The sequence below is a fragment of the Microbacterium oxydans genome (assembly GCF_000956525.1).
GTDB classification, from domain to species: Bacteria; Actinomycetota; Actinomycetes; order Actinomycetales; family Microbacteriaceae; genus Microbacterium; species Microbacterium oxydans_A.
Genome location: NZ_JYIW01000026.1, coordinates 976,854 through 1,000,188 on the forward strand (window position 1 = coordinate 976,854; position 23,335 = coordinate 1,000,188).

A 23,335-nucleotide genomic window follows, 5' to 3' on the forward strand; every position below is an offset into this window, starting at 1 on the left:
CTAAGCCCTGACCCGACGTCGGAAGGCTTCGACGATCGCACGACCGGTCATCATCCGGGCGCGGAGGATCTCACCGAGGCCGCGGCCGGTCTTCGAGGAGTTGGCTCCGTGGACCCGCCGGGAGATCGTGTCCTCCTCGAGATGGCGGACCGAACGATCGACGTTCGCGACGTAGCCGAGCCACTGGTCGTGGGTCTCGGTCAGGTATGGCGGGAAGGGCAGGATCCGCTCGCGCAGCTCGGCCCGAAACGCCATGCAGCACCCGTAGTAGGGCCGCGTGCCGACCCAGATCCAGAAGATGTTGCGCTTCCACCGAGTGCTGTCGGCCGCCTTCAACCGTCGGGCCTGCACGCGAGTGAGAGCACCGCCGAAGGAACCGAAGTTCGACACCACCAGCTCGACGTCCTCGAGCGCGTCGACCATCCGGTCCAGACGTCCGGGAAGCCAGATGTCATCCTGATCGGAGAGGAAGACGACGTCTCCTTCCGAGAGGCCGATCGCGCGTTCGAAGGTGCGCATGTACCCGTTGTTCTGCTCCGACCGGATCAGCCGGATCCGAGGATCATCGACCGCCTGCACCAGGGCCACCGTGTCGTCCTGAGAGCAGTCGTCGATGACGATCAGCTCGTCTCCGTCGCCGAGCTGGGCGAGGATCGAGGCTATCTGCTCGACGATGAACGCGGCGCCGTTGTACGCGGCCATGCAGACGCTCACCATCGGACGGTCACTGCTGTGGAGCATTGTTCCTGTCCAACAAGGTCACTGAGGAAGTACCACTAGACTAGCTGTTCGCGTGCCTACGCGTCCAAGCGCGCCCGCGCGTCCGAGGAGGAGAACGAATGACCGCTGCAATCGACGTCATGCTGCCGTACTACGGCGACGTCGAGCTGATGAAGCTCGCGGTCCGAAGCGTGCTCGACCAGTCCTACACCGACGTGCGTCTGGTGGTCCTCGACGACGGCTATCCCGACCCCGAGCCCGCTCGCTGGTTCGGCGAAATGCGCGATCCTCGGGTCACCTACCTGCGCAATGAGAGCAACCTCGGTGCCAATGGCAACTACCGCAAGGCAGTCGAGCTCGTCGAGGCCGATTGGTTCGTGATGATGGGCGCCGACGACGTGATGCGCCCTGGCTACCTCTCCACGATCGCCGATGCAGCGAAGCGCTATGACGTGGATCTCGTCCAGCCCGGCGTCGAGGTCATCGACGAGAACGGCTCACGCGTGCTGCCCCTCGTGGACCGCGTGAAGAAGATCATCACCCCCAAGGTCGACGGCATCGGAGAGGCGATCGGCGGTGAAGACCTCGCCGCCAGCCTGATGCGCGGCGACTGGGCCTACTTCCCGTCCATCGCGTGGCGCACCGAGGTCGTCCGTCGCATCGGGTTCCGCCAGGGGCTCGACGTCGTCCAGGACCTCGCACTGATCCTCGACATCGTGAAGCAGGGCGGCAAGATGGCCCTCCTCACAGATATCGTCTTCGACTACCGCCGGCACTCCCAGTCGGACTCATCGGTGCGCGCCCTCGACGGACGCCGCTTCGACGAGGAGCGTTCGTTCTTCCTCTCCGAGGCGGAGAGCTTCGACGCCCTGGGCTGGCCGCGCGCTGCGCGCTTCGCACGCCGCCACCTGACCTCGCGGCTCAATGCCGCATCGCTCCTGTTCAAGGCCGCTCGGACACCCGGCGGCTCGGTCAAGGCGCTGATGCGGCACATCTGGCGCTGAGCGCAGGTCGCCCGCCCGTCCCGTCAGGGGCGGGCCCGATCCCGAGCGGTCCTCAGCCGCGCAGCGCGCAGCTCAGTCGCACAGCACGATCTCGTAGAGCACTGCGTCGCCGACAGCGTCGATCTCCTCGACCGCGGACGAGGACGCCAGACGGTCGATGCCCTTGTACTCGTGCACGCCGTCGTTGATCTCCTGGTCACCGAAGTCGAGGACGTACTTCGCTCCGAGTCGGTCGAGCGCGCCGCAGATCGTGGCGCTCGGACGTGCCGTGTCCAGCCGGTCGAGCACCAGGGACATGTCCTCGGTGACGTCCATGAGCGTGTGCGGCATGACGACCCGCCGGTCTGCGAGCGCATACGCCAGCGCCGTCCCGGTCCACGGACTCCCGAGGATCACGGCGTCTTCCGGTACCTCCGCGTCGAGGCGCTCCAGGAGTGCGAGCTCGTCCGCCGTCACCAGGCGCGAGCCGTCGGTCACCGCGAAGGCGTTGTGCGCGCTCGCGACGGCCTGCCGCATCGTGGCCGCCTGCGGCACGACAACGAGCATGAGCACCGCGATCGTCGCGACGACGGCGATGCGGGCGCGACGAGCAGAGAACCGCGACGTCTGCGCGCGCAGCACCGTCCAGAGGAGTTCGCCGCCGATGGCGGCCAGCGGCACCCAGGCGATGGGGAGCAGCGCGGCAAGACGTGGAGCGTTGTTGTACCAGACGCCCGTCAGGATGTCGCGGGCGGTCCAGTAGGGCAGAGCGGAGACGACGATGTAGAGAACGGCGGCAGCGACGAGAAACGCCACGGCGATCTCATCGTTCGCGGAGCGACGACGCAGTGCGACGACGACGCCGACGGCGGCGAGGGCCGCGACCACGAGATTGATCGGGGCTGCCCAGACCGAGACGGTCAACACCTCGCCGACAGCCTGCCCGACGGTCTCCGTGGGCCCCCAGGTCCGCGCGTCCGCCGAGGGCCGCAGCACATACCAGGACCCCGCCACGACGACGCCGAGCACGAGCACCCACGCCGTCGCGCGGATCTTGGCGGGGCGAGACGCCTCCGAACGCAGCAGATGCAGCCAACGGATCGCGAGCACGAGCGCGACGAACAGCAGCAGGGCGACGAGTCCGCCAGGGTGGGCGACGGCGACCGCCGGGACCGCGCCCAAAGCGGCGATCAGGTACGCCCATCGCTGCATCCAGGAGCTCCGCGACGACGCCTCGATCACGAACGCGAGAGGGACGCCGATCATGCTCAGCGACATCATGTACGGGAAGAGCACGCCGTACTCGACCAGCAGTAGCGGGAAGGCAGGCAGCGCGACGCTGACCGCAGCCGCGGTCAGGAGCACCGGGGCCGACGCACCGAACAGCGTTCTCGTGACCAGCAGGATCGACACGGGCCACGCGAAGGCGGCGAAGAAGATCATCACGGCGTTCGACGCGACCGGGATGCTTGCTCCGGTCAGCTGCACAGCCAGAGTCGCGACCGCGTGCCACCCGGTCGGATAGAACGGAAGGTTGCCGCTGGGGGCGGTCGTCATCGCTCCGACCGTCAACGGCGAGACCGAGCCGGTGTCGAGCGCGTATCGGATCGCGTTCAGATGGAAGATGTTGTCGAAGGTCTGCGAGAAGTTGTCCGGCGCACCGATGACGAGCAGCAGCTGCACGAGAGCGATCAGCACTGCGCCGATGAGCGCCAGCACGCCGGCGCGGGGCAGCGCGGGCAGGGTCGGACGCGCCGTATGCGAACGCAGCAGCGTGAACCGCAGCACGGCGAGGATCGCGAGGACCGCGAGCGCGACCATCCCGACCGGCAGCACCCCCCAAGGAATCCCGACCATCGGTGCCGTAAGCGAGGCGAGCACGATGATCGTGGTGCCGGCAGGGACGGCGAGCGCCACGGCTGCGAGTCCGCGGAAGCCGAGGACGAACGAGGCCAGGAGTCCCGGGATCAGGACGACGCCGACGACGGCGAGCACGCCGAGCCCGAGATCAATCCATGCCATGTGCGCCGTGCCCCTCTCCTCGACGCCCGGATATCGACCGCCGGCGTCGATCCTATCGAGGTCGACTGTGCAGCCGCCGACACACCGAAAGCACGAGAGTGAGCGGGCGGTCATCGGCGACAATCTATGATTGGTGAGGCGTTCCACCCGACCCGGACGTCCGACGGAGGTGAAGAGACGCCGTGTCTCACACATCTGCATCCGCCGACCAGCGGTTGATCCAGCCCGGTGCGAGCACCGGGCTTCTCGATGTCTTCCGGCGTCGATACCTGCTGAGTCTGATCGTCCGCAAGGAAGTGGGCATCCGATACCGAGGATCCGTCCTCGGGTGGCTGTGGTCCTACGTCAAGCCGCTCATCCAGTTCCTGGTCTTCTTCTTCGCCCTCGGCGTCTTCCTCAACCTGAACAACAGCATCGAGTACTACCCGCTGTATCTGCTCTCCGGCATCACCGCGGTGACGTTCTTCAACGAGTCCTTCTCGAACGCGACCAAGTCGCTCGTCGAGAATGCGGCGCTCATCAAGAAGATCTACTTCCCCCGTCAGATGTTCCCGGTCGCGAGCACCATGGTGGCGGCGATCAACACCGTTCCGCAGATCATCGTGGTCCTCGTCATCGCGCTCTTCTTCGGGTGGATGCCGAGCGTGGTCGGTGTCGCAGCGCTCCTGCTCGGGCTCGTGATCATCGCGCTCCTCGCGACCGGGCTCGGTCTGCTCTTCGGCGCGATCAACGTCACGTTCCGCGATGCGCAGAGCTTCGTCGAGATCATCGTGATGATCTCGGTCTGGGCCTCCCCCGTCATGTACCAGTGGCAGATGGTGGCGAGCAAGGTGCCCGAGTGGCTGTTCCAGCTGTACGCGCTCAACCCGATCACCGGAGCCGTCGAGCTCTTCCACTACGGCATCTGGCACGCGCTCGACCCGGCGAACGCCGAACCGCTGCCGTCGCTGTGGCTGCATGCGGCCATCGCGCTCGGGGTCTCCATCGTCATCCTGATCATCGGCGAGGCAGTCTTCCGCCGACTGGAGGGTCGTTTTGCTCAAGATCTCTGACACCCCGGTGCCCCGCATCCTCGTCGAGGACGTGCACAAGCACTTCAAGCTCCGTCACACGCACTCCATCAAGGAGACCTTCGTCGCAGCGATGCGGCGCAAGCCGCTGACCTCGGAGTTCCAGGCCCTGGACGGCGTCTCCTTCTCCATCGACGAGGGCGAGGCCGTCGCGCTGATGGGCTTCAACGGCTCGGGCAAGTCGACCATGCTCAAGCTGATCTCGGGGGTGCTGCGCCCCGATGAGGGCATGGTGCGCACCCGCGGACGCGTCGCTGGACTGATCGAGGTCGGCGCCGGCTTCCACCCCGACCTCTCTGGACGCGAGAACGTCTACCTCAACGCCGCCATCCTCGGCATGTCGAAGAAGGAGACGAAAGAGCAATTCGACGCGATCGTCGAGTTCAGCGAGATCGAGAAGTTCATCGACACCGAGGTCAAGCACTACTCCTCCGGCATGTTCCTCCGGCTCGCGTTCTCGGTGGCGATCCACACGCACGTGGACATCCTCCTGATCGACGAGATCCTCTCCGTCGGTGACGAGCCGTTCCAGCGCAAGTGCATCAAGCGCGTGCGCGAGTTGCACGCCCAGGGGAAGACGCTCGTCGTGGTCAGTCACGACCTCAACATGGTGTCTGACCTGTGCGAACGAGGCATCGTGATCCAGCACGGCAACATCGCCTTCGACGGGCCGAGCAAGCACGCCGTGGAGCTGATGCGCGCCTAGCTCACAGCTCGGCGTGCAGACCCCATACTCGTTCCGCAGAACTCGCCCACGAGAATGCACGAGAGCGATCCTGCGCAAGCACCCGAAGCCGTTGCGAATCCGCAGCGGCGCTGATCGCCTCTGCGAGTTCCTCCTGCTCCACGAGCATGCCGCCGTCCGCGATCACGTCGCGGTGCGAGCCGCTGTCGACGGCAACGATCGGGATGCCGAGAGCCATCGCCTCGGTCGCACGCCACGGCCACGCATGGATCGGATCAGTGGCCGCGAACACCGCTGCGCCGGCGATTGCAGCCGCGCGGTCCTCGGGGCTCAGGCCTCCACGCACGTGCGCACGGCTCTCGGGCAGACCCGCAGCTGAAGCGATCTCCGCGAGCGCAGGCTCAGTCCCTTCCGGCGCATCGAGCACGACGGCCTCCAGCCCTGCTGCGACCGCGCCGCGGAAACCGTCGGCGAGCGTCTCCCGCGACCCGGCGAGGAGCACGTAGCGCTCGGGCAGCGACAGCGTCGAACGACGTTCGCTCGCGTCCGTCGGCGTCGCGAAGCCCTCAGGCTGCGCTCCGGCGATCACGCGGATCCGGCCGCCGAACTTCGCCAGTTCGCCGAGACGTTCAGCCATTGCGTGCGATGGCACGACGATCGCGTCAGCATGCTTCACCGCTCGACGCAGCATGGCGCGCTGCCACGCGACGACGTTCCTCGGCAGCGAGTCGGCAGCATCCCAGGCGCGCAGATCCCACACCGTCACGACCGTCTGGTCGTTGTCGTGCACCCGATCGTGGCGGGTGAGCGGCGCCATCAGCGTCGCGGAATGGATGAGGCCGCCGCCGACGCCCGGTGCGATCCCCATCTGCCAGGAGGCGGCGAGCTCACGTCGTGCGAGGGCGAGCGTGCGGACCTCTGCCACGCCATCGACCGGCACCTCGGCATTCGCCGGCACGATGACGTCGACCGCACAGCCAGACGGCGTCGTCGACACGAGGCCGCGCGTGAGATCCAGCGCCGCAACGGCGTGGTCCGCGTCGACGACGTGCACGAGCTGATCAAGAACAACACGCAGCCGAGCACCCATGTCCTCAGGTTAACCGCGTCCGCTCCCCCAGCCGTGCACCGGCGGGGCCGAACCGTGGGAATGTCAGCATTCGCTCAGCATTCGGCGGCAGGGAGACGGCGGATCCTCCGTTCATGCTTGAATGCTCACGTGAGCGACGGTCGACTTCCTGCACGGCGCCGATGGATCGGATGGACCATCGGCATTCTCCTGACGATCCTCGTCGTATCGCTCGGCTGGGTCGGCGTTCGAGGCATCGGCGCGGTGAGCGACCTGCAGCAGGTCGCCAAAGGCGCATCCCAACTCAAGTCTGCGATCGGCGACGGCGACCTCGAGGGCGCTGCACCCATCGCCGAACGGATCGCCCACCATGCGCGATCCGCGCACGAACTCACATCGGACCCGATCTGGGTCGCCTTCGGCATCCTGCCCTGGATCGGACCGAACTTCCATGCTGTGAGCGAGGTCGCCGACATCGCAGACGACGTCGCGAGCGACGCACTCACCCCGATGCTCGACGCTGCCGACGACTTCGACCTGGCGAGCCTCGGCTTCAACGGGGGCGCGATCGACCTCGCGCCCTTCGCCGCGATCGAAGCGCCGCTGGGCGAGGCAGACGAGGCCCTGAGCGACGCGGAGTCACGAGCGCGGAGGATCGACGCCGATGCGACGCTGCCGCCGCTCGCCGACGCGATCCGGGAGATGCGATCGACCGTGTCGCAGGCCTCGACAGCGGTGGGCGCGCTCCATGGTGCGTCTGTCCTGCTGCCGACCATGCTGGGCGGTGAGGGGCCGCGGAACTACGTGCTCGCGATGCAGAACAATGCCGAGTTGCGCTCCTCGGGGGGCATCGTCGGATCGATCGCACTGCTGCACGCCGAGAACGGACAGGTCACGCTGGTGCAGCAGGCAGGCACCCCGGATTTCCCGGCGCTGGACGTCGGACTTCCGGTGAGCGATTCGACACTCGCGCTCTTCGAAGATCGCCCGGGGCGGTATCTGCAGAACATCACGAGCATCCCGGACTTCGCCGAGGCGGCGCCGCTGCTCGCGGCCCGATGGCAGCAACGGTTCGGTCAGCAGATCGATGGCGTCATCGCGGTCGACACGATCGTGGCAGCGAACCTGATGTCGGCCACGGGCGACCTGACGTTCGGTCCGTTCACCGCCACGGCCGACACGATCGTGAGCATCCTGCTCTCCGACATCTACGCCGCCGTGCCCGACCCGATCGTGCAGGATGCGGTGTTCGCCCAGGCGGCGAGCGGGCTGTTCGGCGCCGCTCTCGGAAGTGGCGACCCGCGTGCACTGGTGGCCGCGCTGGCCAGATCCTCGGACGAGGACCGGATCCGGATCTGGAGCGCGCACGAGGATGAGCAGGCCCTGCTGGCCGCGTCTTCTCTGGGCGGGACGATCCCCTCCGACGGCGCGGACGCGACGTACGTCGGCGTGCTGATGAACGACAGCACCGGCGGCAAGATGGACTTCTATGCGCGCGCCTCGATCGAGACGGCGGTCGGCACGTGCCAGGGCCAGCCCACGACGCAGGTTCGAGTGACATGGACCAACACCGTCTCCGCCGATGTGGTGCCCACCCTGACCGACTACGTCACCGGCGGCGGCAACTTCGACGTGCCGATCGGCTCGACGAGCACGCTGATCGCCGTGTACGGACCAGAGGGATCGACCCCGTCGCACACCGATCGCGACGGCGCAGAAGAGGGCGTGCAGACCGCGACGCTGGGCGATCGTGCCGTCGTGCAGCACGAGGTGCTCCTGGCGCCCGGCGAGTCGAGCACGATCACCGTCGAGTTCCAGGGCACCGGCTCCGGAGAGCGCCTCACGGAGGTGCAGCACACCCCGCTGATCGACACTCCGAAGACGACACGAGGAAAACTGACCTGCGCGTCGTGACAATGCAGCGCGGATAGGGTACTGTCATCCTCACTGGGGAATATCTGGGTTCTGTCATCTTGCCGTGGGGGCAGGGGAACCCACGCAGTCAGACGCAGGGGTGTGTCTGAAGGCGATTCCGCGTGAAATCTGGGGAGAATCATGCTGAAAAAACTGGCTGCAATCAGCCTGACCGTTGGCGCACTCGTGCTCTTCGCACCTGCCGTCGCCACTGCCGCGCCGGCTGTTCCGGCCGCGTCGTCCGACTCGTATGCGGACAAGCCCGGTGTGAAGGTCAACGACCCGATCATCGACATCTGCGAGGTCTCGACCGTCGTCTTCGGCCCCGGCTACTTCCTGCCGTCCGAGAATGTGGGCGTGTCGGTCTCCGGTCTCAACGCCGCGGACTCGTCGGTGTCGGGGAACACCGCCGGCGCCGATGGCGGCCTGACGCTGACGTTCCGCCCGCCGTCCAACGGTGAGGGCTCGTACGCGATCGCCTTCTCGGGCTCGCGTTCGTACACGGCGACCATCACGGTCTCGCACGGTCATGATGCAGCAGTCAGCTGCGATCACGACCCTGGTGTCGCCGCGGCCGGCACGGAGCTTCCGCTCACCGGCACCGGCATCGAGCTGGCGCTCACCGGTGGCAGCGTTTCACCGTGGATCCTGGGCGGCGGCGCTGTTGCGCTGGTCGCCGGAGGCGCACTCGTCGCCGCAGGAGCCGCACGCCGCAAGCGCGCCTGAGTCCGATCGCCGCCTCGTGCGGTGGTCGACTGGACGACGGTGATCCCTCCCCCTCCGATCACCGTCGTCTGGTGAATCCGGTCATGCACCGGAAAGCCCACGACCGTCCCCTATCTCTCAGGGGATGGTCGTGGGCTGTTCTGCGCTCGCGCGCAGCCCGGAGGACGGAATCGGATCGCGCAACGGAGACGGCCGAGTCAGCGCCAGCTCCGCGATCACTGAAGTGAAGCGCGGGGCCCGGGCCCCGGATCGCTGCGCACGACCCTGACCGAGATGGACGGCGGCGGTCTGCGCCCGTCCTTCCTCCGCCCCGCGACCGAGGTCAGGGCGTCGGCGACGGAGTCTCCGTCGGCGGGTGGAGCGTCTGCTGGATCATCTCGTGGATATAGGTGTAATCCGGCTGATGCTCATCAACGCCGTGCTCGGGGGTGAGCTCGATCGTCGTGACCGGCTGCTCCTTGGCCTTGAGCATGAGATCGAAGAACTCCGGCAGCTTGTCCTGCGGGAGGTCGGTGTCGATCAGCGCTGTGCCTGCGGCAGCCACCTCGTTGAACCGGCCCAGCACTGTCTGCGGGGTGAATTGCGAGAGGATCGCCTCCTGCAGCTCACGCTGACGCTTCATGCGGTCCCAGTCGCTCGTCGTGTACCGCGAACGCGCGTACCACTGCGCCGTGTCGCCGTCCATGTGCTGCTGCCCAGGCTCGATCCAGCCGATCGCCCACTCGTTCACATCCGTGCCGTGCCAGCCCTCCGGCGGTCCGCCCTTGGGCAGTCGCTCGGTGACGTTGATGTCGACGCCGCCGAGCGCGTCGACGAGTTCAGCGAATCCGTGCATGTCGACGAAGACGTAGTACGGGATCTTGATGCCGAGCACGCCCTCCGCCGCATCCTTGGTCGCCTCGATCCCCGGGTCAGAGCCCTGGGCGACCGCGTCGGGATACAGCCCCGCACCCTGGTCTTCCCGGCAGATCTCCGCGGCGTTGCGCACGTGGTTCATCCAGCCGTTCCAGCCGCAGGTCGAGGAACCGTGGCCTTCGAAGCCGTTCGGGTAGAGCGCCTGCATGGGGCTGCCGTCGCTGAACGGCGCGTTGGGCAGTTCGCGTGGGATGCCGGTGATGGTGACCGCTCCGGTCGTGGCGTTGACCGAGACCACCGAGATGCTGTCGAAACGCATGGAATCACGGCCGTCACCGCTGTCGGCACCGAGGAGGAGGATGTTGTAATACCCCTCGTCCGGTGGCAGACTCGGGCCGCTCTGCCCGAAGATCGAACCGATCGCGTCACGCGTCGACCCCACAGCGGTTGCGGCATATGCAGCCCCACCGCCGACGAGTCCGAGGATGACGAGAGCGACCACCGGGATCGCGAAGCGCTGCGCCGTCGGAACCCGCACGAGGCGCACCAGCCGCAGGGTGTCGAAGGTCAGCACGATCCACAGCACCGCGTACCCGACCAGCGCCACCTGCAGCAGGGTCAGGAGGAGCGCCGAGAACCAGCCTGCGCTGATCAGCCAGAGCAGCACGGGCCGGGCGAACAGCGCCAGGCCGGCGGCGACGATCACCAGGAACCAGGCGATCAGCGTCGCGCCGAGGCCGAATCGGCCGAGCTTGCGGCTGCCCGCGAGCACCTGCGCCGAACCGGGAACCAGCACATTGAGGGCGATGAGCCACCAGCCGCGCTTGGCCATGCCGCCCGCATCCGCCGTGTCCGGGTGCCGGAGGGGCCGGGTCTCGATCAGCGGCCGGGAGCTGGCGCGCGGCGGCGCCAGGGTCACAGCGACTCCTTCAACCGTTCGTTCTTCGCCTCGACCTGCGCCTCGAGCTCCCCCGCGTATGCTTCCACGCGGTCGGCCAGGTCGTCATCCGACGTGCCGAGGATTCGAGCTGCGAGCAGACCAGCGTTCTTGGCTCCCCCGATCGAGACCGTGGCGACCGGGATACCGGCCGGCATCTGCACGATCGAGAGCAGCGAGTCCATGCCGTCGAGATAGGCCAGCGGCACCGGAACACCGACCACGGGCAACGCGGTCATCGACGCGAGCATGCCGGGCAGATGCGCTGCTCCCCCGGCACCGGCGATGATGACGCGGATGCCGCGGCCGCGGGCTTCGCGGGCGTAGCTCATGAGCTTGTCCGGCGTGCGGTGAGCCGACACCACCTCGACCTCGTGCGGGATGCCGAAGTCGGTGAGCGCCTGGGATGCATCGCTCATCACACGCCAGTCGGAATCAGAACCCATGACGACGCCGACGAGGGGCGCGGCGGAGGAATGCAGTGGCTCGGTCACCCACTCAGGCTACGGTCTGGCGCTGGAGATTCCCCCAACGGCACGCGGCTGCGCCCGCAGATCTCGGCGTCTCAGTCGAAATGCACAGCTGCCGCACGGGCGACGTACACCGCATCGTCGAGGTCATCGCCCGAGACGTTCACGTGACCGACCTTGCGGCCGGGGCGGGGGTCCTTGCCGTACGTGTGGATCTTGGCGGAAGGATGCTCGGCCATTGCAGCCCCGAAGCGCTCCCCCATCGTGCCCTCGGCCGGTCCGCCGAGGATGTTCACCATCACCGACCATGCCGCCCGAGGGGTCGTCGTCCCCAACGGCAGATCCGCGACCGCACGCAGGTGCTGCTCGAACTGACCGGTGACGGCTCCGTCCTGGCTCCAGTGCCCGCTGTTGTGGGGTCGCATCGCGAGCTCGTTCACGAGGATGCGGTCGTCATCGGTCTCAAACAACTCCACAGCGAGCATGCCGGTGACCTGCAGGCCCTCAGCGATGCTGCGGCCGATGTCCTCAGCGACTCGGACAAGCCGATCGGATGCCGCCGGAGCCGGCGCGATCACCTCGGCGCACACGCCGTCTCGCTGTACGGTCTCGACGACCGGGTAGGCCACGATCTCCCCGCTCACCCGCCGGGCGACCTGCTGCGCGAGTTCGCGCACGAACGGCACGAGCTCCTCGACCAGCAGGGCATCACCGTCGACGAGTGCATCGAGCCAGTCGTCGGCCTCGGCGGCGGCGCGCACGACACGCACGCCCTTTCCGTCATAGCCGCCGCGCGGCGTCTTCACGACGCCGGCGCCGTGGTGGGCATCGAGGAACTCCTGCAGCTCGGCCCGTGTGCGCACAGCTGCCCAGTCGGGCTGCGGAACGCCGAGGTCGGCGAGCTTCGCGCGCATGACCAGCTTGTCCTGCGCGAACTGCAGCGCATCGGGGCCGGGGTGCACGGCGATGCCGTCGGCGACCAGCGCGCGCAGCACATCCTGCGGCACGTGCTCGTGGTCGAAGGTGATCACGTCGACGCCCTGGGCGAAATCACGGACGACGTCGAGATCACGGTAGTCACCGACAGCCGTCGCAGCGAGCGCGGCCGACATGCCGTCCGCCTCCGCGAGCACCCTCAGCTCGAGCCCGAGCTCGACCGCCGGGGCGATCATCATCCGAGCGAGCTGTCCTCCGCCGATCACGCCTACACGCAGCGCCATGTGCCGCCTCCATTCGTCGTGACCATTCTCTCGCATCCGGGCGGGAGCGGATCACCGTCTCACAGCGCGGTGGACGGGTTCAGCGCTCTGTCGAGCCGTCCGTACCCGTCGCCTGCGCGTCGCGGTGCGCGAGGATCTGGCTGACCTCGATCTGATCCGCCAGCGTCTCGTGCACGAGCGTGACGTTCGGCACGTTCTGCAGCACGAGCGGAGCGTCGACACCGTTGGACAACGTGATCGACCCGGTGCCCCACATCCGCTGCAGCGGCCCGCGTCGAACGGCGATCGTGTACCCACGGGCGTGGGACATCTCGCGTCGATGCGTCGAACCGATGCCGCGGTGCGCGATCACGCGTCTGGTCGTGACCGTCGTGCGTCGCGAGAGCCACATGAGGTACGGCACCACCACCACCAGCAGCACGAGCGCACCGGATGCCGCGAGCAGCATCCAGTTCTCGAACGGCGCCGGAAGGTTGTCGTAGAAATAGGCCGTGGCGCCGAACACGGCCACCAGCACCAGCGCCGACCAGAAGAGTCGCCGCGCGTGGCCACGGAATCGGGCGATCATCAGCTCTTCCGAAGGCACACCGGGCGGCGGCATCATCGGCCGCCCTCCGAGGGTCACAGGCTGGGTCACCCCACCATTGTGCCCGTGTTCTCCGACAACGCGGTCTTGGCGGCGGCGTGTCAGCCTCAGGCGAGGCGGGCGTGCACGACATCACCGGCGGCGATCGCGTGCTCCACACCGCCGGCGGCGACGAGCAGACGACCGTCGACATCGAGGCCGGTGGCGATTCCGTCGAGCAGTCGGTCACCGGGCAGCGACACGTGCACGCGGCGCCCGAGCGTCGCGCAGCGTGCCGTCACCGTGGCGTGCACGCCGCTGCCGACGGCGTCGCCTGCCTCGACCAGGGCCGCGAGATGCGTTCGCAGCGCGCTGAGGTAGTCGGCGAGAAGGCGGTCCTGATCGACCGTCGCTCCCTCGACCGCGAACGACGTCGCCGTCGGCACCGGGAGCTGGTCAGCGGTCATCCGAGTGTTCATGCCGGATCCGACGATCACCGCAGCTCCTGCGGCCTCGGCGAGGATGCCGCAGATCTTCCGCTCGTCGACCAGCACGTCGTTCGGCCACTTCACCGAGACCCCGTGCTCCGGAAGCTGCGCAGCGACCGCATCGCTCATCGCTGCTCCGGCGATGAGCGGGATCCACCCGCGCACCGTCGCATCGGTCGGGAGATGACGCAGCAGCACCGACACGGCCAGGGACGAGCCCGGCGGAGCGACCCAGACCCGATCGAGGCGTCCTCGTCCGGCGGTCTGGTTCTCCGTGACCAGCACCGACAGGTGCGGCCAGGACACCGCATCCGATGCATGCGCTCTGAGGTCGGCGTTCGTCGATCCGGTCTCGGCGACTGCTTCGAGACGGCCGGCGACGGCCGCGGCAAGAGGAAAGCCCATGCTCAGAGCTCCTCGTCGTCGGTTTCTTCGTCGTCGTCGTCCTCGTCCGCAGGCGCGGCCCCGACCTCGTGCGCACGCCAGCGCTCCCACTCGGTCATGAGCTGCTCGATCGCCTGGTGGAACTTCTGCGTCGCGACACCGGGCGTGGTGTCCCCGAAGTAGTGCCGCACCCACATCTGCAGGCGGGCGATCGCCGCCTCATCGTCGCGGACCCGCTGCACCTCGGCGACGATGTCGTGCGCGGCATCCGTGGTCAGCCACTCGCAGTCGGAGAGATACCCCTTGGTGTCGATCGATGCGCGCTCGTCGGCCGGGCGCGTGATCATGAGCGGCTTGCCCGCCGCGAGCCTGTCGTAGACCATCGCCGAGATGTCGACGATCGCGACGTCCGACTCGGCGAGCTGCCAGCCGAGCTCCGCACCGTGGTCGTAGACGTGCTGCGCCCGGGGATCGGCGGCATTGGCAGCCTCGATCGCAGCGATGATCCGTCGATGCGCCGCACCGTACTCGTCATCGATCACGCCGCTGCGCGGGTGCGGGCGGTAGATCACGCGGTGCGCGTCGGAGGCGAGCAGCTTCGTCACGAGTATCTCGCCATGCGTCGCGATCGATCCGTAGTGCGCGCTCGGGCGGTCGCCCTCCCACGTCGGGGCGTACAGCACGACCGTGCGCTCGTCCGGCGTGTACGGCAGGGTTCCGGAGAAGTGGTCGGCCTGCGGGCGTCCGATCTCGATCGTCCGACGGTCGATGTCGTAGTCCCAGAGCGTGCGCGACAGCCGGTCACGAGCGGCCTGTCCGGCCACCAGGGCGTAGTCGTACGCCTTGTACTGGTTCGTGGTCATGTACATCTTGTCGGACTCGCCGTGGTTGATGAACACGTGCCAGCGACGGCCGTAGCGGAACATCTGGAAGTTCCGGGTGTTCTGATTCACGTACAGCACGATCCGGATGTCCTGGGCGGCGATGAACCGTTCGAGGTCGCGGACCGTCGGCACGAATGCGACCGGCGGAGCATCCTCGTCGAGCAGCTTCTCGGCGCCCGCGGCCTGCCTCGCGAGCACGACGACCGGCCAGCGCTTGGCCAGCTCGGCGAGCGGTCGGTACCACTGGCGCATCTGGTACATGTTGACGGCGCCGTCGGCGAAGTACACCGCGATCTTGAAGTGCCCTTCAGGTGGCGGAGGCGTGTCCGTGAGCCGCCGGCGCACGCGCTGGACGGCCGCTCTGGATGCCAGTGCGCGTTTCAGGAGACGGTATGCCTTCTTCGCGTCAGACAATGCACCCATCCCTCCAGAGTACCGAGTCCATCGAAGTTCCAGGCAGCGTCGGCGCCACCGTGACATGATCGAGAGGTGCACGACAGTCAAGCCGCCGGAGCCGCGACAGGGGTCTCCTTCGTGATGCCGGTGCTGAACGAACGTGCATACCTCGAGCACGCTGTGGCGTCCGTTCTGGCCCAGGAACTCGACGGCCCGGCAGAGCTCGTGCTCGCTCTCGGCCCGTCCAGCGACGGCACCACCGAGCTCGCGCAGGAACTTGCGGCGACCGACGACAGGATCCGGCTCGTCGAGAACCCGGCCGCCCACATCCCGGTCGGGCTGAACGCCGCGATCCGCGCCAGCCGTTACCCGACGATCGTCCGCGTCGACGCGCACTCCGAACTCTCCCCCGGGTACGCGGAACGGGCACTGCGCACGCTCGAGCGCACCGGTGCCGCCAACGTCGGCGGCGTCATGCATGCCGAGGGCCGCGCTCCCTTCCAGAAGTCGGTCGCACGCCTGTACAACTCCCCCGTCGGCCTCGGCGGCGGGGCATATCACGGCGGCGCCCATGAGGGCGAAGCCGAGTCGGCGTATCTCGGCGTGATGCGCCGAGCGGTGCTCGAGGAGGTCGGCCTGTTCGACGAGTCGATCCGCCGCGGTGAGGACTGGGAACTCAACCTGCGCCTCCGGCAGGCCGGGCATCTGGTGTGGTTCGATCCGAAGCTGTCGGTGACCTACTGGCCGCGCGAGAGCTGGCTGCGGCTGGCACGCCAGTTCCGGGCAACCGGTGCATGGCGCGGCGAGCTGGTGCGTCGCTTCGGACGTCGCAACGGCCTGCGGTTCTTCGCGCCGCCGGCGCTCGTCCTGCTGCTCGCCGTTGCCCTCGTGGTCGGCGTCCTGCAGGTGACCGGCGTATTGAGCGGGATCGCGTCGATCATCGCCTCTGTCGTCTACGCACCGCTGGCACTGTACGTGCTGCTCGTGGTCGCGGTCGCACTCTCACCAGGCGGAGGCAGCATCCGGCAACGCCTATGGACCCTTGTGGTGCTGCCGACCATGCACCTGTCCTGGGGCATCGGGTTCCTCGCTGGCGTCTTGCGAGGAGCGCACGACACCGTCGACGCATCCCGTCTCAGCACCCGCAACACACCGCTCCCCTGAGCGGGGCGTCAGCGGATCAGCGGGTGACGAACCCCTGATCGAGGATGCGGTCGACCACGCGCTCGGCAGCCCGACCGTCGTCTCGTGCGTTGAACTGTGCACGCCAGGCGGCGTAGCGCGCTGCGTAGGCCGCTTCGGTGCCGCTGTCGGCCAGCGCCGCGGCCAGCTCGTCCTGCGAGTGCACGAGCGGTCCGGGGGCTCGCTCAGCGAGGTCGAAGTAGAACCCGCGCAGCTCGCCGCGATAGTGATCGAGATCCGGCACGAGGAAGTACATCGGTTTGCCGGTCACGCTGAAGTCGAACATCACCGAGGAATAGTCGGTGATGAGCGCATCGGCAGCCAGCAGCAGCTGCGCGGTCTCGGGGTAGCCGGTGACGTCGATCACCCTGGCGCCGGAGTGGTCGCGACCCTGCAGCAGCGTCCGCGAGTGCCCGCGCACCAACACCACGGCATCAGCCTGCGTCGCGAGCAGCTCCGCATCGACGAAGTCGACCATCTCGCTGCGATCGTCGCGCCAAGTGGGCGCGTACAGCAGCACCCGCTCGCCCGCCTCGATGCCCAGCGCTGCGCGGATGACCGCGGGATCGCCGGTGGTGAGTGCATCGTTGCGAGGGTAGCCCTCGACCCAGATCGGACGGCCGAAGAACGCATATGCCTTCTTGAGGATGCGAGCCGAGTAGGGGTTCTGCGCGAGCAGTACGTCCCACCGCCTCGACTCCTTCACGACAGCGGCCATGCGCCTCGGATCGAAACCGGGCCGATGCAGCGCGAGCCGCTTCAGCGGAGTGCCGTGCCAGGTCTGCAGCACCTTCTGGCCCACCTTGCGGGCGAAGCGCCGGCGCAGCCAGTCATTGACCACGAGGAGTCGAGCGGCAGCGCGGGCTCGCCACCATTCGGGGCTGCCCTCGACGACCGCGATCGCACCGTCCGGCACCGGCACGGAAAGGTCGACGACGCTCCAGTAGCGCAGCACTGCAGGAGCTCGGGCAGCGAGCTCCCTGTCGATCGCCTGCGGGTTGCAGCCGACGCTGCGGCCGTAGAAGCTCTCGAAGAACACGGCGTTCTCGGTGCCGCCGACCTGCGCGACGTAGCGCTCCTCGAGCGTCGTCTGCCCTTCGATGCTCTCGTACACCGGGTCGACGGGTGCCGCGATCCGCACCTGTGTGCCGTCCACAGCGATGCGCACCCCGGGGAGCACGGTCGGCGCGATGTCGATCTCGCCGAGGTCTGCGCCGTCGATCGCGAGCTCGTAGTCGCCGGTCGGGAGCGGCAGGACTGGTCCGCCCCACCGCGAGGCCTCGAGCGGGAACGTCACCTTCCAGGTCTTGCCGCCGCCGGTGATGCGGCCTTCGACCCGAGCGCGCGGCCCGACCAGCTGGGCATTCGCGGGACGCGGCCCGGTGCCTGCGATGATCAGCGTCGCTGCCGCATCATCGATCCGGGCCGTTGTCATGCTGCTCCCTTCGGCGCGGGGACGCCCCGCGCGCGGATTGCCTGATACACCCGTCGGGTGTTGCGTCCATCGCGGTACGCATGCATCTCTGCGCTGAGCGTATCGGACCGCTTGGACCGCTCGGCGAACACCGCCTCATCGGACAGCACCTCGTCGAGCTGCCGCAGGAGCGCGTTCCAATCGGATGCCACGTCGGCGCCGGCGACATCCTCGAAGCGCCCGTAGAAGCCGCGGGTGCCGGCGTATTCGACGGCGTCGGGCGCCAGGTAGAGCACTGGCATGCTCAGCAGCCCGACGTCGTATGCGAGTGAGGAGTAGTCGGTCACGAGCACGTCGATGGCCGGGAGCACCGGGGTGACGTCGGGCAGCAGGCCTGCACCGAGCATCCGCACCCGTCGGCTCGGCACGCTCGGTGTGTAACCACCCTCGCCGAGCGGGTGCGACCGCACCAGCAGGATCGCGTCGTTCGCCTCGAGGACGCGGATGATCTCGACCCACTCGGCAGCGGACGGCACTGCCGGATCGTCGGCGCCGTCCCGCCAGGTCGGGGCGTACAGGATGGTGCGCGAAGACGACGGCAACCCGCCGACCGCATCGCCGAGCACGGATGCGGCGCGAGCACGGCGTTCCGCCGGGGGACCATGCGAGAGCACGTCGACGCGCGGTTCCCCCGTCACGATGACACGGCCGTCCGGGAGGCTGAACGCTGACTCCAGCCGGCCCCGCGAGCGATGCGAGGCGGCAGGGAGCACGCGGATCCGCTGGGCGGCACCGCGATACAGGAATCCGATCGCCTTCCGCAGGATGGCAGCACCGGGGACCGCCGGCACCTGCGTGGTCGCCGGCGAGTCCAGGCCGATCCGCTTGAGCGGGATGCCGTGCCAGAGCTGCACGAGGAAGGCGCCGGAGTTCGCGTAGCGGTTCACATCGCCCAAGCCGTGCGTCACGACCAGCACCCCCGCGCGCGCGGTCGCCCACCAGCCCCGCAGACCGTTCTTGGGGACCGTGCGGATGCCGAGCGCGGCCGCATCTCGGTCCTCGCGCTCGGAGGACGTCAACCAGAGGGTGCGGTGACCCGCCTCGGCAGCCACCCTCTGCAACGCGAGGGCACCGTCGCCGATGCCGGCGCCGCAGCCGAAGACCCAGGTGGCCCCTCGGGGTACGAAGACGGTGCCGATGCGCCCGATCGCATACAGCGGTATCCGGAGCAGCTTGGCCGCATTGCCGGAGCCGAAAGAGAAGGACGCCACTCCGCGAGCCTATCGCGGGGTGGCGTCCTTCACTGTGCGAGCGGGTCGGTTCGGCTCAGCCGCCGAGTGTGCCCAGCGTCACGTCGGTCTTGTACTCCTTGCCACCTCGGTTGTAGGTCACGGTCGCATCGCTGCCGGCGGCCGCGGCTCGCACCTGGGCGGTGAGGTCGCTGGCGCTGGTGATCGGCACGCCGTTGAAGGCCGTGACGATGTCGTCGGCCTTGAGACCACCGCCGGCAGCAGCACCGCCGGCGCTGACCTCGGCGATGTACGCCCCGGCGACATCTGCGTTCTCCACGGAGGACGCGTCACGCACCGAAGCTCCCAGGAGTCCGTGCGTCGCGGTTCCGTCGGCGATGATCTCCTTCGACACGCGCTGCGCGACGTTCGAAGGGATCGAGAAGCCGAGTCCGATCGAACCGCCCTGCTCGGAGTCGCCCGAGCTGGCGATCGCCACGTTGATGCCGATCAGCTCGCCCTTGCTGTTGACGAGCGCACCGCCGGAGTTGCCGTGGTTGATCGCCGCGTCGGTCTGGATGACCGCGATGGAGATCGAGTCGGAGGTCGACTGCGCACCGGATCCGGGAAGGTCGAACTGGAACGGTCCCTGCTGTCCGTCCTGGGGCGCCTGCTCCTGCGGGGCCTCCTCGGAGGACGAGTCGGGCGCTGCAGAGGAGGCGATCTGGATGCTGCGGTTCAACGCGCTGACGATGCCCGTCGTCACAGAGTTCGCGAGCCCGAGCGGAGCGCCCAGTGCCACTGCGGTGTCACCGACGTTGAGCTTCGAAGAATCGGCGAATTCGATCGGGGTGAGCCCCTTGGCATCGGTCAGCTTGATGACTGCGAGGTCGTACACCGGGTCGGTCCCGACGACTGTGGCGTTGTAGATGCGGCCATCGGAGGCCGTGACGCGGATCGTCGGGTCGGCGACCGCGCCGCCGAGCGTGACGACGTGCGTGTTGGTGAGCACGTAGCCGTCTTCGCTGATGATCACGCCCGAGCCGCTGCCGGCCTCGCTCGAACCCGAGACCTCGATCGTGACGACCGACGGCAGCGCCTTGGAGGCCACTGCGGTGGTCTCGTTGACCGAGCCCGGGTTGTTCACGGTGACCGTCTGGGGTCCTTCCGCGACACCGGTCGACGGCGTGTTGCCGACCGCGGTCCAGATCGCACCGCCGCCGAAGCCTGCGACACCGCCGACGAGCGCGGCCGCGACCACGAGGGCGGCGATCTTGACGCCGCCGCGGGGCTTGGCGCCCTTGACCTTCGTCGTGCCATCAGCACCGGCATCCGTGCCCGACGGTGCGCCGAGCGGCATCGTGGTGCCGTACGGCAGCGTCGGCTGCGTGGGCGAGGCGGTGTGGATACCGAACGCTGCGCCACCGGCGGATGCCGTCGGAGCGATGCTCGGCTGGTGGGCGGGCGCCGCAGGGGCCTGCGCCGCGATGCCGGGGGCCGGCGACGCGATGCCAGGGGCCGGCGACGCGATGCCAGGGGCCGGCGACGCGAACGTCTGCGGAACCTCGTGACCGGCCGGGGCCGCCGGGGTGGCGGGAGCGACAGGGGTGTTGTCGGCGGCCGCGTTCGGAGCCGCATCGGCGGTCCCTGCTGCCTCGGTGGACGGCACGTCGGGTGCCGAGTGGTCGTGGGTGTTGTCTTCGTTCATGGTGTGCTCCTTCAACAACGCCCCTTCAGAATGCCGCCCATGTCTGTGCGTTTCGTATGGCGAAGGTGAGTTTCAGCTATGGCCTTAGCCTGTTCTTCATGAGTGTCATTCCCGGTGCATGGCGACGAACGGCAGCGGGTGCGGGTCTGCTCTCTCCCGAAGGAGCGGTCGCCCCCACCATCTTCGCAGAGATGTCCGCTGCAGCGGCGAGAACCGGGGCGATCAACCTCGGTCAGGGATTCCCCGATGAGGACGGCCCCGCCGCCGTGCTCGAGGCAGCTCGCGATGCGATCTCGAACGGCGCCAATCAGTACCCGCCGGGGCGTGGCATCCCCGATCTTCTCGCGGCGATCAGCGAGCATCAGCGACGCTTCTACGGCCTCGAGGTCGACCCGGCGACCGAGGTGATCGTGGCCGCCGGCGCGACCGAGGCGCTCACCGCGACCCTGCTCGCCCTCATCGACGGCCCGGATGACGAGGTCGTGGTGTTCGAGCCCTACTACGACTCCTATGCCGCGGCGGTCGCCCTCGCCGGGGCGCGGCTGCGCACCGTGCCGTTGCGCGCTCCGGACTTCCAGCCCGATCTCGACCAGCTGGCCGCGACCGTCACCGACCGCACTCGCATCATCCTCGTGAACGATCCCCACAATCCGACCGGCGCGGTGTTCGACCGTCGTGTGCTCGAGGAGGTCGTGCGGCTCGCCGAACGGCACGATGCCGTGATCGTGACCGACGAGGTCTACGAGCATCTGGCCTTCACCGGCCCGCACACGCCGATCGCCACCCTCCCCGGCGCCGCGGAGCGCACACTGACCATCTCCTCTGCCGGCAAGACCTTCTCGGCGACCGGGTGGAAGATCGGCTGGGTGCATGGCCCTGCGGCGCTGATCACCGCGGTCCTGACCGTGAAGCAGTACCTCACGTATGTGAACGGCTCGCCCTTCCAGCCGGCGGTGGCGGTCGGACTCCGACTCGACGACGCCTACTTCACGGAGGCGGCCGCCACCCTCGCGCACAAGCACGAGATTCTCGGCGCAGGGCTGCGCTCGGCCGGGTTCACGGTGCAGGCGCCGCAGGGCGGCTACTTCACGGTCGCGGATGCCACGGCACTCGGCGGCGCGGATGCGGCCGCGTTCTGCCGCGGGCTGCCCGAACGCGCCGGGGTCGTCGCGATTCCGCTGACCGCGTTCGTCTCGGCGGAGCACCGCGGATCGTATGCAGGGCTCGTGCGGTTCGCCGCCTGCAAGCGCGCCGAGGTGCTCGAGGAGGCAGCAGCGCGCCTGGTGGCCTCGGCGCGCTGAGCCGTCACGCGGGGACGACGCGGTATCGCCGCACCCGCAGCGACGGGTTGGTGGCGCGCACGCGGTCGATCGCCGCGCGCTCCACGACCGCGATCGCAATGCCCTCCGCGGTGCCGGCGCCGGCCAGCACGACCCCCTGCGGATCGACGATCTGCGAGTGCCCCACACCGATCGGCGTCGGATGATCGGAGGCGACGACGTAGGCGGTGTTCTCGATCGCGCGCGCCGCGAGGAGCGTCGTCCAGTGATGCTCTTTCAGCGGGCCCCTGACCCATTCGGCAGGCACGACCAGCGCATCGGCACCGGCATCGATCAGTGTGCGTGCGACCTCGGGGAAGCGAAGGTCGTAACAGGTCATCAGACCGAAGCGGAGACCGGCGAGCTCGAAGGTCGAAGCCTCGCCGAGCTCCCCCGGCTCCACCCAGTCGGACTCCGTCTGGCCGAACGCGTCGTACAGGTGCTGCTTGCGATAGGTCGCGAGCAGGCCGTCGCCGCGCACGGCGACGATCGTGTTGCGGACGCGCTCACCATCGGATGCCCGTTCGGCGAGGCCCGCGACGATCACCACCGCGTACTCGGCCGCGAGTGCGGTGAGCGCCTCGACGAATTCGCCGTCCACCGCCTCCGCGTTCTCGGCGAGGGTGTCGTCCATCGGGTCCACGAAGTAGCTGGAGTACTCGGGGAACACGACCAGGCGCGCTCCCCGTGCGGCGGCATCTGCGGTCAGCGTCGCGATCCGCTCGAGGTTTCCGGATCGGGATGCCGCGGGCGCGAACTGGCAGACGGCGACGGGGACGGCGGCTGACTCGGTCATATCCTCATCCTCCCCTATCGCCACGCAACCCCGACACTCCCGGGGTGGCGTGGGAGCGGCCTCGATTCGCCGACCCTCGGAATCCGTGATAAGTTTCTTCTTGTGCCGCGGGGTGGAGCAGTTCGGTAGCTCGCCGGGCTCATAACCCGGAGGTCGCAGGTTCAAATCCTGTCCCCGCAACAAATGAAAGGCCCTCTGGCCGGGAGAAATCCCAGGCCGGAGGGCCTTTCGCCTTTCCCGGTGTCATGCCTGAAACCCGCGGACAGCGCCAGACGTCCCGCCAAGAAGCTCTGCGTCGG

Annotated in this window: 20 protein-coding genes and 1 tRNA gene; 8 read left to right on the forward strand and 13 right to left on the reverse strand. The window is 68.3% G+C overall.

The window, feature by feature from the left end:
* Nucleotides 1-741 carry a glycosyltransferase gene (locus RS83_RS17320; protein ID WP_052679167.1) on the reverse strand — a complete coding sequence of 247 codons (741 nt, stop codon included), beginning with the start codon at nucleotides 739-741 and terminating at the stop codon, nucleotides 1-3.
* Between the two features lie 98 nt (nucleotides 742-839).
* Between RS83_RS17320 and RS83_RS17325 the strand changes: the two genes are divergently transcribed.
* On the forward strand, nucleotides 840-1,724 hold the full coding sequence (locus tag RS83_RS17325; RefSeq protein ID WP_045280672.1) for a glycosyltransferase family 2 protein: 885 nt from the start codon (nucleotides 840-842) through the stop codon (nucleotides 1,722-1,724).
* A gap of 72 nt (nucleotides 1,725-1,796) precedes the next feature.
* On the opposite strand, the gene RS83_RS17330 is transcribed toward RS83_RS17325, so the two are convergent.
* Nucleotides 1,797-3,725 carry a DUF6541 family protein gene (locus RS83_RS17330; protein WP_045280673.1) on the reverse strand — a complete coding sequence of 643 codons (1,929 nt, stop codon included), beginning with the start codon at nucleotides 3,723-3,725 and terminating at the stop codon, nucleotides 1,797-1,799.
* A 182-nt stretch (nucleotides 3,726-3,907) separates the two neighbouring features.
* On the opposite strand from RS83_RS17330, the gene RS83_RS17335 reads away from it, so the two are divergent.
* Complete coding sequence (locus RS83_RS17335; RefSeq protein ID WP_045280674.1) at nucleotides 3,908-4,777, forward strand: ABC transporter permease; 870 nt, start codon at nucleotides 3,908-3,910, stop codon at nucleotides 4,775-4,777.
* A complete protein-coding gene (locus RS83_RS17340; RefSeq protein ID WP_045280675.1) occupies nucleotides 4,761-5,501 on the forward strand; it encodes an ABC transporter ATP-binding protein in 741 nt (246 codons plus the stop codon). Before RS83_RS17335 ends, RS83_RS17340 begins: the two co-directional genes overlap by 17 nt.
* Before the next feature lies 1 nt (nucleotide 5,502).
* Here the strand turns inward: RS83_RS17340 and RS83_RS17345 are convergent, their stop codons facing one another.
* The gene (locus RS83_RS17345) at nucleotides 5,503-6,570 is read right to left on the reverse strand and encodes a glycosyltransferase (protein ID WP_045280676.1); all 1,068 of its coding nucleotides are present in this window, start codon (nucleotides 6,568-6,570) and stop codon (nucleotides 5,503-5,505) included.
* 129 nt (nucleotides 6,571-6,699) lie between these two features.
* Here RS83_RS17345 and RS83_RS17350 point away from each other — a divergent pair, with 129 nt between their 5' ends.
* Entirely contained in the window at nucleotides 6,700-8,463 is a 1,764-nt protein-coding gene (locus tag RS83_RS17350) for a DUF4012 domain-containing protein (RefSeq protein WP_045280677.1), read from the forward strand.
* Between the two features lie 141 nt (nucleotides 8,464-8,604).
* Complete coding sequence (locus RS83_RS17355; RefSeq protein ID WP_045280678.1) at nucleotides 8,605-9,189, forward strand: hypothetical protein; 585 nt, start codon at nucleotides 8,605-8,607, stop codon at nucleotides 9,187-9,189.
* Between the two features lie 322 nt (nucleotides 9,190-9,511).
* Here the strand turns inward: RS83_RS17355 and RS83_RS17360 are convergent, their stop codons facing one another.
* From RS83_RS17360 to RS83_RS17385, 6 genes are all read right to left on the reverse strand, one after another.
* Entirely contained in the window at nucleotides 9,512-10,963 is a 1,452-nt protein-coding gene (locus RS83_RS17360) for an LCP family protein (RefSeq protein ID WP_045280679.1), read from the reverse strand.
* Complete coding sequence (gene purE, locus RS83_RS17365; RefSeq protein WP_045280949.1) at nucleotides 10,960-11,427, reverse strand: 5-(carboxyamino)imidazole ribonucleotide mutase; 468 nt, start codon at nucleotides 11,425-11,427, stop codon at nucleotides 10,960-10,962. Before purE ends, RS83_RS17360 begins: the two co-directional genes overlap by 4 nt.
* A gap of 119 nt (nucleotides 11,428-11,546) precedes the next feature.
* Complete coding sequence (locus RS83_RS17370) at nucleotides 11,547-12,671, reverse strand: 5-(carboxyamino)imidazole ribonucleotide synthase (protein WP_045280680.1); 1,125 nt, start codon at nucleotides 12,669-12,671, stop codon at nucleotides 11,547-11,549.
* A 79-nt stretch (nucleotides 12,672-12,750) separates the two neighbouring features.
* Nucleotides 12,751-13,308, reverse strand: a complete 558-nt coding sequence (locus tag RS83_RS17375; protein ID WP_045280681.1) for a PH domain-containing protein — start codon at nucleotides 13,306-13,308, stop codon at nucleotides 12,751-12,753.
* 56 nt (nucleotides 13,309-13,364) lie between these two features.
* Nucleotides 13,365-14,129 carry a biotin--[acetyl-CoA-carboxylase] ligase gene (locus RS83_RS17380; RefSeq protein WP_082071715.1) on the reverse strand — a complete coding sequence of 255 codons (765 nt, stop codon included), beginning with the start codon at nucleotides 14,127-14,129 and terminating at the stop codon, nucleotides 13,365-13,367.
* 2 nt (nucleotides 14,130-14,131) lie between these two features.
* A complete protein-coding gene (locus RS83_RS17385) occupies nucleotides 14,132-15,415 on the reverse strand; it encodes a CDP-glycerol glycerophosphotransferase family protein (RefSeq protein ID WP_045280682.1) in 1,284 nt (427 codons plus the stop codon).
* Between the two features lie 114 nt (nucleotides 15,416-15,529).
* Here RS83_RS17385 and RS83_RS17390 point away from each other — a divergent pair, with 114 nt between their 5' ends.
* Nucleotides 15,530-16,552, forward strand: coding sequence for a glycosyltransferase (locus tag RS83_RS17390; RefSeq protein WP_045280951.1), 1,023 nt, complete (start codon nucleotides 15,530-15,532; stop codon nucleotides 16,550-16,552).
* Between the two features lie 16 nt (nucleotides 16,553-16,568).
* Here the strand turns inward: RS83_RS17390 and RS83_RS17395 are convergent, their stop codons facing one another.
* From RS83_RS17395 to RS83_RS17405, 3 genes are read right to left on the reverse strand one after another with little or no spacing between them, the layout of a single operon-like run.
* On the reverse strand, nucleotides 16,569-18,005 hold the full coding sequence (locus tag RS83_RS17395) for a CDP-glycerol glycerophosphotransferase family protein (protein WP_045280683.1): 1,437 nt from the start codon (nucleotides 18,003-18,005) through the stop codon (nucleotides 16,569-16,571).
* Nucleotides 18,002-19,255 carry a CDP-glycerol glycerophosphotransferase family protein gene (locus tag RS83_RS17400; protein WP_045280684.1) on the reverse strand — a complete coding sequence of 418 codons (1,254 nt, stop codon included), beginning with the start codon at nucleotides 19,253-19,255 and terminating at the stop codon, nucleotides 18,002-18,004. The genes RS83_RS17395 and RS83_RS17400 overlap by 4 nt, the downstream gene beginning before the upstream one ends.
* Nucleotides 19,256-19,310: 55 nt before the next feature.
* Entirely contained in the window at nucleotides 19,311-20,921 is a 1,611-nt protein-coding gene (locus tag RS83_RS17405) for a S1C family serine protease (RefSeq protein ID WP_045280685.1), read from the reverse strand.
* 98 nt (nucleotides 20,922-21,019) lie between these two features.
* Here RS83_RS17405 and RS83_RS17410 point away from each other — a divergent pair, with 98 nt between their 5' ends.
* Entirely contained in the window at nucleotides 21,020-22,222 is a 1,203-nt protein-coding gene (locus tag RS83_RS17410; RefSeq protein WP_045280686.1) for an aminotransferase class I/II-fold pyridoxal phosphate-dependent enzyme, read from the forward strand.
* 4 nt (nucleotides 22,223-22,226) lie between these two features.
* Here the strand turns inward: RS83_RS17410 and RS83_RS17415 are convergent, their stop codons facing one another.
* Nucleotides 22,227-23,036, reverse strand: a complete 810-nt coding sequence (locus RS83_RS17415) for a carbon-nitrogen hydrolase family protein (RefSeq protein ID WP_045280687.1) — start codon at nucleotides 23,034-23,036, stop codon at nucleotides 22,227-22,229.
* Nucleotides 23,037-23,142: 106 nt separating this feature from the next.
* On the opposite strand from RS83_RS17415, the gene RS83_RS17420 reads away from it, so the two are divergent.
* Nucleotides 23,143-23,216 (forward strand) — tRNA-Met (locus tag RS83_RS17420).
* Nucleotides 23,217-23,335: the final 119 nt, after the last annotated feature.